At 70.3% G+C, this 15241-nt stretch carries 16 protein-coding genes; 10 read left to right on the top strand and 6 right to left on the bottom strand.

Annotated elements, in window-relative coordinates; all coding sequences use genetic code 11:
• Nucleotides 1–31 precede the first annotated feature (31 nt).
• Nucleotides 32–1477: a hypothetical protein gene (locus F8566_RS27090; protein WP_151564557.1), complete on the bottom strand. Its 1446-nt coding sequence runs from the start codon at nt 1475–1477 to the stop codon at nt 32–34.
• Between the two features lie 70 nt (nt 1478–1547).
• Nucleotides 1548–2429 (bottom strand): hypothetical protein, encoded by an 882-nt coding sequence (locus F8566_RS27085; protein WP_151564555.1) that lies wholly within the window; start codon nt 2427–2429, stop codon nt 1548–1550.
• 289 nt (nt 2430–2718) lie between these two features.
• Between F8566_RS27085 and F8566_RS27080 the strand changes: the two genes are divergently transcribed.
• Together F8566_RS27080 and hemW are read left to right on the top strand one after the other, a co-directional pair.
• Nucleotides 2719–3111, top strand: coding sequence for a hypothetical protein (locus tag F8566_RS27080; protein ID WP_225993568.1), 393 nt, complete (start codon nt 2719–2721; stop codon nt 3109–3111).
• A gap of 63 nt (nt 3112–3174) precedes the next feature.
• Entirely contained in the window at nt 3175–4383 is a 1209-nt protein-coding gene (gene hemW, locus F8566_RS27075) for a radical SAM family heme chaperone HemW (protein WP_151564551.1), read from the top strand.
• A gap of 16 nt (nt 4384–4399) precedes the next feature.
• On the opposite strand, the gene F8566_RS27070 is transcribed toward hemW, so the two are convergent.
• Together F8566_RS27070 and F8566_RS27065 are read right to left on the bottom strand one after the other, a co-directional pair.
• On the bottom strand, nt 4400–5029 hold the full coding sequence (locus tag F8566_RS27070; protein ID WP_151564550.1) for a DUF4870 domain-containing protein: 630 nt from the start codon (nt 5027–5029) through the stop codon (nt 4400–4402).
• Nucleotides 5030–5078: 49 nt separating this feature from the next.
• Nucleotides 5079–5948, bottom strand: coding sequence for a DUF3097 domain-containing protein (locus F8566_RS27065; RefSeq protein ID WP_151564548.1), 870 nt, complete (start codon nt 5946–5948; stop codon nt 5079–5081).
• 169 nt (nt 5949–6117) lie between these two features.
• Between F8566_RS27065 and hrcA the strand changes: the two genes are divergently transcribed.
• The 3 genes from hrcA (at nt 6118) to F8566_RS27050 (ending at nt 9158) form a co-directional block, all read left to right on the top strand.
• Nucleotides 6118–7131: a heat-inducible transcriptional repressor HrcA gene (gene hrcA / locus F8566_RS27060; protein WP_151564545.1), complete on the top strand. Its 1014-nt coding sequence runs from the start codon at nt 6118–6120 to the stop codon at nt 7129–7131.
• Nucleotides 7132–8265, top strand: coding sequence for a molecular chaperone DnaJ (gene dnaJ, locus F8566_RS27055; RefSeq protein ID WP_151564543.1), 1134 nt, complete (start codon nt 7132–7134; stop codon nt 8263–8265).
• 161 nt (nt 8266–8426) lie between these two features.
• Complete coding sequence (locus F8566_RS27050) at nt 8427–9158, top strand: 16S rRNA (uracil(1498)-N(3))-methyltransferase (protein ID WP_151564541.1); 732 nt, start codon at nt 8427–8429, stop codon at nt 9156–9158.
• 86 nt (nt 9159–9244) lie between these two features.
• Here F8566_RS27050 and F8566_RS27045 read toward each other — a convergent pair whose 3' ends face one another.
• Entirely contained in the window at nt 9245–9931 is a 687-nt protein-coding gene (locus tag F8566_RS27045; protein ID WP_151564539.1) for a hypothetical protein, read from the bottom strand.
• Nucleotides 9928–10470 (bottom strand): SigE family RNA polymerase sigma factor, encoded by a 543-nt coding sequence (locus F8566_RS27040; RefSeq protein WP_225993567.1) that lies wholly within the window; start codon nt 10468–10470, stop codon nt 9928–9930. Before F8566_RS27040 ends, F8566_RS27045 begins: the two co-directional genes overlap by 4 nt.
• A 350-nt stretch (nt 10471–10820) precedes the next feature.
• Between F8566_RS27040 and F8566_RS27035 the strand changes: the two genes are divergently transcribed.
• The 5 genes from F8566_RS27035 to F8566_RS27015 all read left to right on the top strand — a co-directional run bounded on the left by F8566_RS27035 (nt 10821) and on the right by F8566_RS27015 (nt 15185).
• Nucleotides 10821–11165 carry a histidine triad nucleotide-binding protein gene (locus F8566_RS27035; protein WP_151564535.1) on the top strand — a complete coding sequence of 115 codons (345 nt, stop codon included), beginning with the start codon at nt 10821–10823 and terminating at the stop codon, nt 11163–11165.
• A 172-nt stretch (nt 11166–11337) separates the two neighbouring features.
• The gene (locus F8566_RS27030; protein WP_151564534.1) at nt 11338–12417 is read left to right on the top strand and encodes a PhoH family protein; all 1080 of its coding nucleotides are present in this window, start codon (nt 11338–11340) and stop codon (nt 12415–12417) included.
• Between the two features lie 166 nt (nt 12418–12583).
• On the top strand, nt 12584–13057 hold the full coding sequence (ybeY, locus tag F8566_RS27025; protein WP_151564532.1) for an rRNA maturation RNase YbeY: 474 nt from the start codon (nt 12584–12586) through the stop codon (nt 13055–13057).
• A gap of 109 nt (nt 13058–13166) precedes the next feature.
• Nucleotides 13167–14459, top strand: a complete 1293-nt coding sequence (locus F8566_RS27020) for a hemolysin family protein (protein ID WP_151564531.1) — start codon at nt 13167–13169, stop codon at nt 14457–14459.
• Nucleotides 14460–14537: 78 nt separating this feature from the next.
• A complete protein-coding gene (locus F8566_RS27015) occupies nt 14538–15185 on the top strand; it encodes a hypothetical protein (protein WP_151564529.1) in 648 nt (215 codons plus the stop codon).
• Nucleotides 15186–15241 lie beyond the last annotated feature (56 nt).

Genomic DNA, 15241 nt, shown 5'->3' with positions numbered 1-15241 from the left:
CGACGCACGCGAGGTTCGCAGGTTCCACGGGTTAATTGGGACCAGAGGGGTTGCGCCAGAGAATCGCAGTGGGGGACTGGGCAGTGAGCGTGATCGAGCCGGTCCAGGAAATGGCGGAACGCTGGGGGAGATAGGCGCTGCGCAGGAAGAAGCCACGGTTGACGGAGGTGACCGTGGACGGGGCGCCGTTGTCGCCGAGGCCGACCGGGCGGCGGATGGCTTCGATGGACGCGATGTCGGCGACGGTCGTGCCCCGGGGAAGTTCGATCGTCGTCGCTGCGGGGCCGTCGCGTTCGATGGACCAGGAGGGTTCTGCGTGGTCGGAACGGTAGAGCCTGGCCGGGTCGCGCTTCAGCCGTACACCGAGGGACACGCCGGGGGCCGAGCCGATGCCCGTCGGTGCGCCGGTGCGCTTGGCGAGCTCGACGAAGAGGTACGTGCGCAGATCGCCGACCGCCTTCGTGGCGGGGTCGGAGGGCTTCTCGATCTTGCCCTCGCGGAGCATCTCCTGGGCCATGATCCGGTACGTCCACGGCTCGCGGTCCATGACGACCTCGCGGGCACGGGCGGCGGGCTTGGTGCGCGACGCGTCGAGGAGGAAGCGGAGCGGGGCCTTCGGCATGATGACGTCGCACATGTTGTTGTTCATCGTGCACGTCTGCAGAACGGGATGGTCGCCTTCGTAGCGCCCGGTGAACTTCAACGTCAGATGTTGCGGCCCCTGGTAGACCCCGGTGCCGGCGACCCGGCGGCCGGACGCGTCCACCTCGACCCGGTACACCCATTCGATGTCGGTCGTACGGCCCCAGCGGGCCATGAGGGCGGGGCTGTCGGTGCCGCCGTCCTCGTTGCTCCACACCGCCGAGTACTCGATGATCCGGTGCCCGGCCGTCTTCGCGGGGGTCGAGTCATGCCAGGCGATCAGAGGCAGGTCGGTCTTGGCGTTCTGGTACGGGTCGCCGAACGGCCAGCCCGTGCGGCCGACGATGACGGGCGCGTGGCGGAGGGCGACCTGGTCGGCCTGAGGCATCCGCACGGTCGGCCGCGCGAGCGTGACGCGGCGGGCTGACGGTGCGCTGCCCTTCGCGAACCTGAGCGTGACCTTGTGCTTGCCCGGCCGTACGGGCCCCAGACCGAGGCTGCGCGGGATCGGATCCGCGGAGGGGACGACGAGGTCGGTCACATGCCGCCCGTCCACCGAGATCGCCACGACCGCGGACTCCGCGCTCTTGCGCGCCCACGAGACGCCGGGCGCGGCGGCGGTGAACGCGATCACGGCTTCGCCGGCGCGGTCGGCGGTGAACGTCAGCGTGCGTGCCGGGCCACCACGGTTCACGGTGATGATGCCGGGGGCTGAGGAAGCGGCGGCCGAGGAGGTGGTGGCGGCCGAGGAGGTGGTGGCGGGTACGAGAACGAGGGGTGCGCCGACGAGGGCGCCGGTCAGACCGAAGGCGGCGGAGCGAGCGCGGCTTCTCATGATCAGGGAATCTAGAGAGCCCTGATTGCGGTCCGGTGAAGAACGGGTCCCTCGTGGATGTCAGGATCGTTCAGCGGCTGTGGCGCCCCTGCCGTCGCCGGGCGGCTTGGAGCGAGACGCCGGTGAACAGGCCCTGCGCCGACCCGCCCTCCGGCCGGTAGAGCCTGAGGCCGAGGGCGGGCAGATGTGACATGCGGCCTCGTACGTTCACCTCGTGCCCGAGATCCCGGAGCAGTGCGATCACGTCGTCCGCGGGGTCGTCGAGCAGGTCGATGCCGTCGAGCCGGAAGCGCAGTTCGGGGTTGCCGCCCCAGCCCGTGACCCGTTCGCCGTAGATCTCTCCGACGAGCTCGTCGCCGCGGCCTCGGCCGTCCTGGCGTTCGGTCGAGACGGCGAGCCGTCCGCGCCCCACCCAGATGCTGCGGTGGTCGGCCCAGCCGCACAGGAACTGGGCCTTGGGCGGCCGCGTGCCGCACTGGTCGGCGACGGTGGCGAGCGTCGTCCAGGCGTCGGCCGCGCGCGTGGAAAAGCGCAGATGGGCGTCTGGCAGGACGGCGCCGTTGCCGGGTTCGAGCGTGACGACGTACGGGGGCACCTTCCCCGGGAACCGCGCCGGATCGGGATCCCGCAGGGTGACCAGGCCCTCCCACGCGATCGGAGCCTCGACCTCGAACCACGAGATGCCGGCTTCCAGGCCGAGTTCGAGGAACGTCCGGTCGCTCAGGCTCCGGCCGAGGTGCTCGCGGAGGCACTCGGCGGTCTCGTCCAGCCTGCGCCGCCACCATGCGGGTTCGGGCTCGCCGCCCTCCCAATGCACGCCCGGCCCGCGTACGTCGACGCGTTCCTCGGCCCCGTCCTTATCGACGATCACGTAGTGCCAGCCGCCGGGCTCGCCGCGGAGCAGCACCCGGATGGGCACCCGGCCGAACTTGATTGCCCCCTCATTCCGCACCAGGTGACCCTATCCGGGCTTGCGCGCCGCAGTCGTACGGACGCCGGCCGCCGGACGCCGGCCGCCAGATCGCCATTCGGATGGGGGTCGCGGCGCCCGTACTGATCGACCGTGATCGTCCCGGCTTGTCCTGGCGCTTTGACCTGGTGTTCCGTGCGACACGGCGGGGGTTGCTCATCCCGCGCGGATATGTCGGTACGGTCGGACGGCAAGGGTCGCCGAGGTCCGGGAGGTTTCGACCGTGCCCCACTCCGAGCAGGTTCTGCGTTCTCCGAAGGAGCGGGCAGCGGTGAACGGCGTGGTGCGAGCCCTGCGGTCCGCCGCGCCGTTCGGCTGGGAACGGCTCGGGTTCGAGTTCCGCGCCACCGTGGGCATCGACAGCGCCTCGTTCGAGATCATCGACTCGCGCGGGGAGGCGCGTCCGGCCGTGCCGCCGGGGCAGGCCATCGGCAAGATGGACGAGCTGCGCCGGGCCATGTACGTGCGGGGCAAGGGCGCCTGGTTCACCGCGCGCCTGAGAGTGGAACGGTCGGGACGGGTGAGCGCCGAGTTCGACTACGACGGCGAGCCGGATTTCACGCCGCCGCTGACCCCGTCCGCGTACGTTCTGGATCTCGAACGTTTCCCGCGTACCGACGAGCACATCCCTCCCTGGCTCCGCGCCAAGCTCCGCCAAGCCTGATCCGCCCGCCGCCCGCCGCCAACGGCGGCCGGACCAGGGGCATGGAGAGGGCAGACTTGAAGGGTGCCCGCGACCCTGCCCGATGGCGACCCCGTACCGGCCGACGGAACACTGCCCCGCAGCGCGATGACCGGCCTCGGTTCCCGGCCTTTCGCCTTCTACGTCCATGTCCCGTTCTGCGTGACCCGCTGTGGCTATTGCGACTTCAACACCTACACCGCCACCGAGCTGGGGCCGGGCGCGAGCAGGGAGTCCTACGCCGACACCGCGATCCGCGAGGTGCGGATGGCGCGGCGGGTGCTGGGGGAGGCCGCGCTGCGGGTCGAGACCGTGTTCGTGGGCGGCGGGACGCCGACGCTGCTCTCGCCCGACGACCTGGGACGCGTCCTCACCGCGATCGACGCCGAGTTCGGGCTGGCGCCGGATGCCGAGATCACCACGGAGGCCAACCCCGAGTCGGTGGACGAGGCCTACCTCGGGAAGCTGCGCGAGGCCGGGTTCACGCGCGTCTCGTACGGCATGCAGAGCGCCAGGGAGCATGTGCTGGCGACGCTCGACCGGACCCACACGCCCGGGCGGGTTCCGCAGGTCGTCGAGTGGACGCGGCAGGCGGGCTTCGAGCACGTCAACCTGGACCTGATCTACGGAACGCCCGGGGAGAACGACGACGACTGGCGGGCCTCGCTGGAGGCGGCGCTGGCGACCGAGCCCGATCACGTGTCCGCGTACGCGCTGATCGTCGAGGAGGGCACCCGCCTGGCGGCCCAGGTGCGGCGCGGTGAACTCGCCACCCCCGACGACGACGCGATGGCCGACCGGTACCTGATGGCGGAGGAGCTGCTCGGCGCCCACGGGCTGCGCTGGTACGAGATCTCCAACTGGGCCACCGGCGACGCGGCGGCCTGCCGTCACAACCTCCTCTACTGGACCGGCGCCGACTGGTGGGGGGTGGGTCCCGGCGCGCACAGCCACGTCGGCGGCACCCGCTGGTGGAACGTCAAGCACCCCGCCGCCTACGCGTCGCGGCTGGCCGAGGACGTCACCCCGGCGCACGCGAGGGAGATCCTCGACCCCGCCGACCGCCGGATCGAACGGATCATGCTGGAGCTGCGGCTGGCCGAGGGCTGCCCGGTGGAGCTCCTCGACGACGCGGCGGTGCGGCGCGCGATCGGCGACGGGCTGATCGAGGCCGGGCCGTACGAGCGCGGCCGCGCCGTCCTCACCCTGCGCGGCCGCCTGCTCGCCGACGCCGTCGTCCGCGACCTGACCTGACCGGTCTCCGGCCGGCCTACTTGATCATCGGCCAGGCCATGAACGTCGGGAACCGGTAGTACTCGCCCCGGTTGGCCGCGACCGCCGCCATGATCAGGAAGACGATCTGGGCGATCCCCTGCGCGATGAGCAGCGGGATCCCGATCAGGATGAAGATCAGCACGAAGTTGATGATCAGGTAGACGAACTGCGTGATCGCGAAGTTGAGCCCCTGGGCGCCGTGGTGGCGCAGGAACGGCGACTCGTCCTTCTTGATCAGGAAGACGAGCAGCGGCGCGATGAAGCCGAGCAGGAACTGGCCCAGGTGGCACATCAGCCCCCAGGTCCGGTCGTCGGAGCTCGGGGCGCCGTATCCGTGTCCCGGAGGCCCGTACGCCTGGATCTGGCCGCCATAGCCGTAGGGCTGGTCGTAGCCGGGCGCCTGCCCGTACCCCGGTACTTGGCCGTAGCCCTGCTGGCCGTAGCCCTGCGGCTGGCCATAGCCAGGGGTGTCTTGCCCGTAGCCCGGCTGGTCGTAGCCCGGCTGCTGGCCGTAACCCGGTTGCTCTTGCCCGTATCCGGGCTGCTGCCCGTACCCAGGCTGCTGCTGCCCGTGGCCCGGCTGGTTCTGTCCGTGATCCGGTTGTTCCGGAGGCCCGTACGACATCGCCTGCTCCTCAATGGGGGTCCGGCTTACAGCGGGGGGCGTCAGGGGTTCAGGGGACCGTCACAAAGTCGATCAATTCTTCGACGCGGCCCAGGAGTTCTGGTTCCAGGTCGGTGTAGGTGGACACGGACCGCAGGATCCGTTTCCATGCTTCCCCCACGTCGTCCCCCCAGCCCAGTGCGGCGAGTACCCCCTCCTTCCAGGGTACGCCGCGCGGGACTCGGGGCCACCCGGGAATGCCCACCGCGGCGGGCTTGACCGCCTCCCAGATGTCGATGAACGGATGCCCGGTGATCAGCACGTGCGGGGACGAGACCCGCGCGGCGATCCGGCTCTCCTTGGAGCCCGCCACGAGATGGTCGACCAGGACGCCCAGCTTGCGCTCGCGCCCGGGCCCGAACTCGTCCACGATGGCCGGAAGATCATCGATGCCTTCCAGATACTCGACCACGATGCCCTCGACCCGCAGATCATGGCCCCAGATCTTCTCGACGAGCTCGGCGTCGTGCACGCCCTCCACGTAGATGCGGCTCTCCTTGGCGACCCTGGCCCGCAGCCCCGGGACGGCGATCGACCCGGAGGCCGACAGCATCCGGCCCTTCGCGGCCGCGCCGGCCGTTCCCGCCGCGCCACCCCCGCCCCCAGCGCCCCCAGCGCCCGTCCCTGTTGGCCGGACGAGCGTCACCGGCTTGCCGTCGATCAGGAAGCCCGCCTTGGTCAGCGGGAAGACGCGCCGCTTGCCGAAACGGTCTTCCAGCGTCACGCCGAATTTGTCGCAGCTCACCACGGCGCCGCAGAATCCACTGCCGGGATCCTCCACGACCAGGTCGATCTCGGCCGGAATCTCGGGTATCTGTCCTTTACGCGGGCGCCGCCAGTCGCCCGCGAGAACGTCGTCACCGTAGTCCTTGCTCTGCACGGATCGGCACTCTAGTGACTGGAGACCATCCCGGCACCCTCCTGACCGTCCCTTCCGGGCCGTACAATTGGCACTCGAAAGTACGGAGTGCCAGTGGAGTGCCAGTACAGAGCCAGTGCACGGGGCGCTCGCAGGCAAGTGCCAGTACGGGGGCGAAGGAGGTGACCACGTGCTCGACGACCGCAAACTCGAGGTCTTGCGCGCCATAGTCGAGGACTATGTCTCCACCAATGAGCCGGTCGGCTCCAAGGCCTTGGTGGACCGGCACAACCTCGGCGTGTCCTCGGCCACGATCCGCAACGACATGGCCGTTCTGGAGGAGCAGGGCTACATCGCCCAGCCGCACACCAGCGCGGGACGCATCCCGACCGACAAGGGCTACCGGCTCTTCGTCGACCGCCTGTCCACGGTCAAGCCGCTGTCGTCGGCCGAGCGCCGGGCCATCGAGACGTTCCTCAACGGCGCGTACGACCTGGACGACGTCGTCGGCCGCACCGTCCGGCTGCTCGCCCAGCTGACCCGTCAGGTCGCGGTCGTGCAGTACCCCTCGCTCACCCGTTCGTCGGTACGGCACGTGGAGCTGGTGCCGGTCGCCTCGCGCCGGCTGCTCCTCGTCCTGATCACCAATACCGGCCGGGTGGAGCAGCGGGTCATCGAGACCTACGGCGAGGTCTCTGAGGAGTCCATCGGCCATCTGCGGGCGTTGCTCAACACCTGTCTGGACGGCTGCGGGCTGGGCGAGGTGCCGGTGGCGGTGGCCGACCTGCCCGAGAAGGTCGCGGCGGACGATCGGCCGCTTGCGGCCGCGGTCCTGTCGGTCCTGCTGGAGACCCTCGTCGAGAAGCACGACGAAAAGATCGTGTTCGCGGGGGCCGCCAACCTGGCCGCCGTCGACTTCTCCCGGAGCCTGCGCGACGTCCTGGAGGCACTGGAGGAGCAGGTGGTCCTCATGCGGTTGCTCGGGGAAACCGGTGATTCCTCTAGTCTTACGGTGCGCATCGGGACCGAGAACCCCGACGAGGGGCTCCGGTCGACTTCCGTCGTCGCCGCCGACTACGGAGTCGGCGATCAGACATTGGCCCGGCTGGGAGTGCTCGGGCCGACACGGATGGACTACCCCAGCACGATGGGAGCGGTACGGGCAGTGGCACGCTACGTCGGACAGATCCTGGCGGGTTCGTAAGTGGCCAACGACTACTACGCGACCCTAGGGGTCCGCCGCGACGCGAGCGCGGACGAGATCAAGAAGGCGTACCGCCGGCTCGCGCGCGAACTGCACCCTGACGTCAATCCGGATCCGGAGACGCAGGAGAAGTTCAAGGAGATCACCCAGGCCTACGAGGTGCTCTCCGACCCGAAGAAGCGCGAGATGTACGACCTGGGCGCCGACCCGTTCGCCCCGGGCGGCGGCGCGGGCGCGGGGGGATTCGGCGGCGCCGGGTTCCCGTTCAGCGACATCATGGACGCCTTCTTCGGCACGGCCACGTCCCGCGGGCCGCGCAGCCGCGCCCGCCGTGGCCGCAACGCGACCCTGCGCGTCGAGCTGGACCTGCAGGAGACCGCGTTCGGCACCACGCGCGAGCTGTCGATCGACACCGCGGTCGTGTGCACGAGCTGCACCGGCTCGGGCTGTGCCCCGGGCACGCATCCCGATACCTGTGACACCTGCCACGGCCGTGGCGAGGTCCAGCAGGTGCAGCGCTCGTTCCTGGGCCAGGTCATGACCTCCCGCCCCTGCCCGCAGTGCGGCGGCTACGGCAGCGTGATCCGCACGCCCTGCCCCGAGTGCTCGGGCGACGGCCGGGTCCGGACGCGCCGTACGGTCAAGGTCAAGATCCCGGCGGGCGTCGAGAACGGCATCCACATCCAGCTCGCCGGCGAGGGCGAGGTCGGCCCGGGCGGAGGCCCGCCCGGCGACCTGTTCCTGGAGATCGTGGAGAAGCCGCACCAGATCTTCGAACGCGAGGGCGACGACCTGCACTGCACCGTCGAGATCCCGATGACGGCGGCGGCCCTCGGCACCAACGTCACGATCGAGACGCTGGACGGCGCCGAGGAGGTCGACATCAAGCCCGGGACCCAGTCCGGCCAGGTGATCACGCTCTACGGGCGCGGTGTGCGGCACCTGAACGAGAGCGGGCGCGGCGACCTGATGATCCACGTGAACGTGGAGACGCCCGGCAAGCTCGACGAGGAGCAGGAAGAGCTCCTGCGCCGCCTGGCCAAGCTGCGCGGCGAGGAGCGCCCGCCGGGCAAGTTCGCCCCGGGCCAGCGCGGCGTCTTCTCGCGCCTGCGCGACGTGTTCAACCAGCACTGAAGAGAGACCGTCCGGTCCTACCAGGAGGGCCTGCGCGGCGACCCTCCGCCGTGATCGCACCCGGTCACGGCGGAGGTCTTCTCACGGGGCTCACGGGGGCTCATGGGGGCCTTCTCGCGCAGGCGTTCCCACGGTGGGTCCTTCTCGCGGGAGGATGAGGCATGAGCGCGCCGGTGTTCCTCGTGGAGCCCGATCGCCTGAGCGGCGAGAGCGTGGTCCTCGACGGGCCTGAGGGCAGGCACGCGGCGGCCGTGCGGCGGCTGCGCGCCGGGGAACGGGTCGACCTCACCGACGGCGCCGGGCTGCTGGCCGAATGCGTCGTGACGGCGGCCGGCAAGGCGACCCTGACGCTGGACGTCCTCGCCCGCCATCGCCATCCCCGCCCGGAGCCGCGCCTCGTGGTCGTTCAGGCCCTCCCGAAGGGCGACAGAGGCGAGTTGGCGGTCGAGACCATGACCGAGGTGGGGGTCGACGAGATCGTCCCCTGGGCGGCCTCTCGCTGCGTCACGCAGTGGAGGCCCGAGCGCCGGGACAAGGCCCTCGGCCGCTGGCGTTCGACCGCCCGCGAGGCAGCCAAGCAGGCCCGCCGCCCCTGGTTCCCCGAGATCACCGAGCTGGCCACCACCGCACACGTGGCCGAACGGATCAAGGCCGCGTCCAGCGCCCTGATCCTGCACGAGACGGCCACGTCCCCCCTCAGCGCCGTCCGGGCACCCACCACCGGCGAGATCATCCTCATTGTGGGCCCGGAGGGCGGCATCAGCGACGACGAGCTCGACGACTTCACGGCCGCCGGCGGCCGCCCGACCCTCCTGGGCCCGACGGTCCTGCGCACTTCCACGGCAGGCGTCGCCGCAGCGGCCGTCCTCCTGGCCGCTACGGGCCGCTGGTGACGACCGGCCGCTGGTGACAACTCGGCGGGCGGGGAGCGGCGGCGCCGTCCAAGGGCCTGTGACGGCGCCGCCTTTGGCCCGCTCGATCAGGGGTTGTTGGAGGTGGGTGGCGGTTCGTTGGCCGACTGTTCGGAGGCGGTGGGAGTCGGCGTCACCGAGGGCTCCGGCTCCTTGGTCGGCTTGTCGGTGGGCTTGTCCGGCGGCTCCGACGAGGGCGGTGGGGCGGTGGGCGCCGGTGCCGACGCACACGGGGACGCGGTCGGCTTGCTCGCCTCGGTGCTCTCCGGCTCCGGGGAGGAGGCACTCTGCGGCGGCGAACCACCGTCACCGCCGCCAGGAGGTCGGCAGGCGGACGTGGAGGAGGAGCTTGGCGGGGTCGGGCTCTGGGAGTTGGCGGGCTTGCCGTTCTGGGAGGGAGGCGGGGGTCCCTGGGTCTGGGAGCCGTTCGGCTGCCCCTGAGCGTTGGTGACGGTGCTCGGAGGCGCCTGGTTGCCGCCGGCGGTCGAGCCGTTGTGGCCCGCCGGCGACGTGAACAGGTTGACCGTCTGGGGTGCGGACACGCCGATGCCCGCGATGGCGACGGCCGCCCCGACGGCCAGTACGGGGCGTGCCCAGCTCTCGGTGAACCAAGCCCATCCGAAACGCCGGTGACGGCGCTCCTCGATTCGGGTCCGGATGCGCTCCAGACCGTCGGCGGATGGGGTGACCGTGTCCGCCTCCGCGTTCAGGGCGCGGCGCAGGATCTCGCCGTGCTCTTCGTGGGGATCGGTCATGAGAATTGCTCCAGGACGTTACGTAGCGCGGCCATACCGCGCGCCGTATGACTTTTCACAGCGCCGCGGCTGATGCCCATGGCGTGGGCGATCTCGGCTTCGGACAGATCGGCGTAGTAGCGCAGGACCAGCGCCTCACGCTGACGGTTCGGCAACTTGTGCAGCGCGGCGACGACCGCGGAGCGCTCGAGCTCCCCGATGGCCCCGGCCTCCGCGCTGGGCGCGTCGGGCAGGCCCTTGGGGGCGTACTTCTCGACCACGGCGCGGTGCCGCAACACCGATCGCGACCGGTTGACCACCGATTGACGCAGGTACGAGAGGGCCTTGTCGGGGTCGCGCAGGCGGCGCCACCCGCCGTGCATGGCCACGAACGCGTCCTGGACGACCTCTTCGGCCGTCCCGGAGTCCCGTACGAGCATCGCGGCGAGGCGTACCAGCGAGCGGTAATTGGCGCTGTAGAGGGCGGTCACGGCCTGATCGGCGTCCCAGGCCACAGCCACGGCCCCGGCAGTGCCCCTGGCCACGAGGGTCTCGGTCACGTCTGTGGGACGCGCACCCTCCTCGTCCGGTTTACGAAAGGGCATCTTCTGTCTTGCCTCAGTCACCTATCCGCCGCCTTTGCCGTCCCCCGGCCACCCATTCGGATGGTCACCTTCGGTACGGCGTGGATGGGCGATCCCCGGCCGGTCTGAGGCAGTGTGGCGCACGGCTTCGGGAGTCCGGGGGGAACGCCTGAGTTTGCAACTTTAACCAGTGAACGGCGGCCTGTGGACCCGAACGGCCGTTCGGTTGATCAACGAGAGATTACCCGGGGGAGAGGTCCGCAGGCTACGGCCGAATTCGCCCCCCGATAGGATTCGCTGGGGTTCGTGGCGACGGGAGGACACAGATGACGGACTGCCTGTTCTGTAAGATCGTTTCCGGTGACGTGCCCGCGAAGATCATTCGCGAGTCCGACCGGACGGTCGCGTTCCGCGACATCAATCCCCAGGCGCCCACGCACGTGCTCGTGATCCCGAGGGAGCACCACCCGACCGTCGCCGGTCTCGCGGCCGCCGACCCCGACCTGCTGGCGGAGATGCTCCAGGAGGCCGGCCAGGTCGCGGTCGACGAGGGAGTGGCCGACACCGGCTATCGCGTCGTCTTCAACACCGGCGCTCAGGCGGGCCAGACCGTCTTCCACGTGCACGCCCACGTGCTGGGCGGCCGTGGCCTCAACTGGCCCCCCGGCTGACGTTCGGCGTTCCCCTGGTGTTGCCCCTTCCGTTCCGGTGGCGGGGCAGGGTCCTCGGCGGCCGTAAATACAGCGGCGTGATGTCGTGGGCGGCCAGTACCATGGACAGAGACAACCGCTGGACACCTGGAGCAGACAGAAGGCAGGTCGGAGAGGCCGCAAGGCCCGGCTGATGACCCAATCAACTCACGCGGGACGCGACGACCGCAATGGTGCGCGGTCCCAGATCAAGATCCTGGTGCCGGACGACCATTCCATGGTGAGCCTGCTGGGCTCACGGGATGAGTTGCTCCACGTCATCGAGCGCGCGTTCCACGCCGACATCCATGTTCGCGGCAACGAGATCACCGTGACGGGTGCCGAGGCCGAGACCGATCTGGTGTCCCGGCTGTTCGCCGAGCTCATCGACCTCCTCAAGGGCGGCACCCAGCTCACCCCCGACGCGGTGGAGCGCAGCCTCGCCATGCTCCGCAACGAGTCCGGCGAGCGCCCGGCCGAGGTCCTGACCCTCGACGTGCTCTCCAGCCGCGGGCGGACGATCAGGCCCAAGACCCTCAACCAGAAGCGGTACGTCGACGCTATCGACAAGCACACGATCGTGTTCGGCATCGGCCCGGCCGGCACCGGCAAGACCTACCTGGCGATGGCCAAGGCGGTCAAGGCGCTGCAGGACAAGAAGGTCAACCGCATCATCCTCACCCGCCCCGCGGTCGAGGCCGGCGAGCGTCTGGGCTTCCTGCCCGGCACGCTGTACGAGAAGATCGACCCCTACCTGCGGCCGCTGTACGACGCGCTGCACGACATGGTCGACCCCGACTCGATCCCGCGCCTGATGGCGGCCGGCACGATCGAGGTGGCGCCGCTGGCCTACATGCGAGGCCGGACGCTCAACGACTCGTTCATCATCCTCGACGAGGCACAGAACACCTCGCCCGAGCAGATGAAGATGTTCCTCACCCGTCTGGGCTTCGGCTCCAAGGTCGTGGTGACCGGCGACGTCACCCAGGTCGACCTGCCGAACGGTCACCTGAGCGGCCTGCGGGTCGTCCAGGACATCCTGGAGGGCGTCGACGACATCCACTTCTGCCGTCTCAACAGCCACGACGTCGTCCGCCACAAGCTGGTGACCGACATCGTCGAGGCCTACAGCCGCTTCGACGAGGTGGCCCGCCAGGGCGGCAAGGGAGACCGGGTCTCCGAGATCAAGGGCGCCGCCGGCGGCCGCGGTGGCTCCCGCAAGCGAGGCCGCTGACGGTTTCCCGGCGAGCAGGCTCCCCAGCGACCACGGTCATCCGACCGTGGTCGCTGAGGTTTCGGGTGGGTCGGTAGGCTGTGGAAAGGTTTCGGGGGCACTGGGGCGATCTTGCCGGCTCGGCTCCACGACGGACCGGCTCGGCCCTCCATGGGACAGGATTCTGATGAGCATCGAGGTGTTGAACGAGTCGGGCGTCGGGGTCGACGAGAAGAGTCTCGTCGATCTGGCCCGGCATGTGCTGGACGGCATGCGGGTGCACCCGCTCGCCGAGCTGTCGCTGCTGCTGGTGGACGAGGCGGCGATGAGCGAGCTCCACGAGAAGTGGATGGGGGAGCCCGGTCCGACCGACGTTCTGGCGTTCCCCATGGACGAGCTGCGCCCGGGGCCGATGTCGGGCGGCACCGATGACGACGAGACCGATCCGGGGTTGCTCGGGGACGTGGTGCTCTGCCCGGCGGTGGCCGAGCGGCAGGGCGCCCAGGCCGGGCACGGCACGCAGGACGAGCTTGAGCTCCTGTGCACGCATGGGATCCTGCATCTGCTCGGGTACGACCACGCCGAGCCCGACGAGCACAAGGAGATGTTCGGCCTGCAGGCCGAGCTGCTGACCGCCTGGCGGGAGAAACGCGGCCAATGACGTCCCGAGCGGGGCTCGTCCGTTGATAGGCGGCTGGGTGGGGGCTGGAAGAGGTTGAGCCGAGCGAAGCTCGTCCGTTGATAGGCGGCTGGGTGGGGGCTGGAGGACGGTGAACACGCAGATGGGGTGGCTGCTCACCCTGGCGGCCGGACTGGTGATCCTGGCCGGGCTCCTGGCGGGTACCGAGGCGGCGCTGGCGCGGGTGTCGCGGGTCCGGGTCGAGGAGCTGGTCCGGGAGGGCCGGCGGGGCGCGCAGCGGCTCGCCGAGGTGGTGGCCGACCCCGCGCGTTACCTCAACATGGTCCTGCTGTTGCGGATCAGCTGCGAGCTGGTCGCGACGGTGCTCGTGGCCGATCTGTGCATCTCGTGGCTGGACGAGACGTGGCGCGCGTACGTGACCGCCGCGGCGATCATGATCGTGGTCAGCTACGTGGTGGTCGGGGTCGGGCCCCGCACGCTGGGGTTGCAGCATGCCGACCGGATCGCGCTGGCCGGGGCCGCCGTCATGCATCCGGTGACGAGGGTCTTCGGGCCGCTGCCCAAGCTGTTGATCTTGCTGGGGAACGCGCTGACACCCGGGCGGGGCTTCCGGGAGGGGCCGTTCGCCACGGAGGCCGAGCTCAGGGATCTGGTCGACCTGGCCGAACAGCGCAGCCTGATCGAGCCGGACGAGCGCGAGATGATCCACTCGGTGTTCGAGCTGGGTGACACGCTCGTGCGCGAGGTCATGGTGCCGCGTACCGACATCGTGTTCATCGAACGCGGCAAGACCCTGCGGCAGGCGATGTCGCTGGCGTTGCGCAGCGGCTTCTCGCGGATCCCCGTGGTGGGCGAGAACGAGGACGACGTGGTCGGGATCGCCTACCTCAAGGACATCGTCCGGCGCAGCCATGAGCATCGCGAGGGCGAGTCGGTGGAGAAGGTCGAGTCGGTGATGCGCTCCGCCACGTACGTGCCCGACAGCAAGCCGATCGACGAGCTTCTGCGGGAGATGCAGGCCCGGCAGACGCACGTGGCGATCGTGATCGACGAGTACGGCGGCACCGCCGGCCTGGTCACCATCGAGGACATCCTCGAGGAGATCGTGGGTGAGATCGCCGATGAGTACGACGTCGAGACGCCGCCGGTGGACTGGCTCGACGAGGACAAGGACACGGCCCGGGTGACGGCCCGGCTGCCGGTGGAGGACCTGGGGGAGCTCTTCGACGTGGAGATCGACGTCGAGGAGGTCGAGACGGTCGGCGGCCTCCTGGCGCACGCGCTGGGCCGGGTGCCGATCGAGGGCTCCACCGCCGAGGTGGCCGGGCTGGCCCTGACCGCCGAGAGCATCGCCGGCCGGCGCAACCGGATCGGCACGGTCCTCGTGCGCCGGCTCGAAGAGCACCGGACATCTCCGGAGTAATCGCCACAAGTCGCACATCGGGGTTAGATGCGCGTCCCGCTGGGAATGATCATGCGCTGAGAGATTCGGGGGGATCTCATGTGGCGCATCGTGGGCGGAGCCCTGCTCGCCACCTTGCTGGCGGGATGCGGGGCGGAGGCTTCGTCGTCGAGGCCCGCGGCGGTGAGCATGTCGGGCGCCGTTTTATCCGGTGCCGAGATGCCCCCGGGATTCCTGGCCGCCGACAACCAGCGGGTCTTCGAGGGGATGGAGCCCGTCGACCCCGACTGCGTGCGGCTGCTCCAGCTCGCCGACGTCCAGGCTCCGCGCGACATCCGGGGTGTCGAGGACGCCCCGCAGGCGCACGCCGCGTTCTACCGCGCCAGCCCCGTCGTCAGCCTCGCCGAACACGTCTTCCGGCTGCCGTCCGGCCGGGCCGCGCGACATGTCGCGGAGATGCGCAGGGCGACCGTCAGGTGTCCGCGGATCGAGGTCGAGACGGCCGAGGGAGACATCCGCCTGCGCCGGATCGACGCCCGGAGAGTCAAAGCCCTCCGCAACGCGCTCGCCGTCCACTACGCCGACGCGCAGGGGCGCGTTGGTCTGAGCGTGGTCATGGCCGCGGTCGGCGACGACCTGCTCGTGGTGGACGCCGCGGGGTCGGGCATGGCGCGTGTCACCGAGCAGGTCGCGATCAAGGCCTTGACGAAGCTTCGCGGCGTCCGCGCCGCGCCGGGCCCGTCCTGACGGAGACCGGCCCGTCCTGACGGAGACCGGCCCGTCCTGACGGAGACCGGCCCGCC

Source organism: Actinomadura rudentiformis (assembly GCF_008923185.1).
GTDB classification, from domain to species: Bacteria; Actinomycetota; Actinomycetes; order Streptosporangiales; family Streptosporangiaceae; genus Spirillospora; species Spirillospora rudentiformis.
Note: the sequence above shows the minus strand (reverse complement) of the source record. Positions and strands in the feature narration are given on the sequence as shown.

Coding starts and splice junctions, on each gene's coding strand:
- F8566_RS27035 (WP_151564535.1), top strand. CDS start 10,821: ATGACGGACTGCCTGTTCTGTAAGATCGTTTCCGGTGACGTGCCCGCG.
- F8566_RS27090 (WP_151564557.1), bottom strand. CDS start 1,477: ATGAGAAGCCGCGCTCGCTCCGCCGCCTTCGGTCTGACCGGCGCCCTC.
- F8566_RS27050 (WP_151564541.1), top strand. CDS start 8,427: ATGAGCGCGCCGGTGTTCCTCGTGGAGCCCGATCGCCTGAGCGGCGAG.
- F8566_RS27045 (WP_151564539.1), bottom strand. CDS start 9,931: ATGACCGATCCCCACGAAGAGCACGGCGAGATCCTGCGCCGCGCCCTG.
- ybeY (WP_151564532.1), top strand. CDS start 12,584: ATGAGCATCGAGGTGTTGAACGAGTCGGGCGTCGGGGTCGACGAGAAG.
- F8566_RS27070 (WP_151564550.1), bottom strand. CDS start 5,029: ATGTCGTACGGGCCTCCGGAACAACCGGATCACGGACAGAACCAGCCG.
- F8566_RS27030 (WP_151564534.1), top strand. CDS start 11,338: ATGACCCAATCAACTCACGCGGGACGCGACGACCGCAATGGTGCGCGG.
- F8566_RS27015 (WP_151564529.1), top strand. CDS start 14,538: ATGTGGCGCATCGTGGGCGGAGCCCTGCTCGCCACCTTGCTGGCGGGA.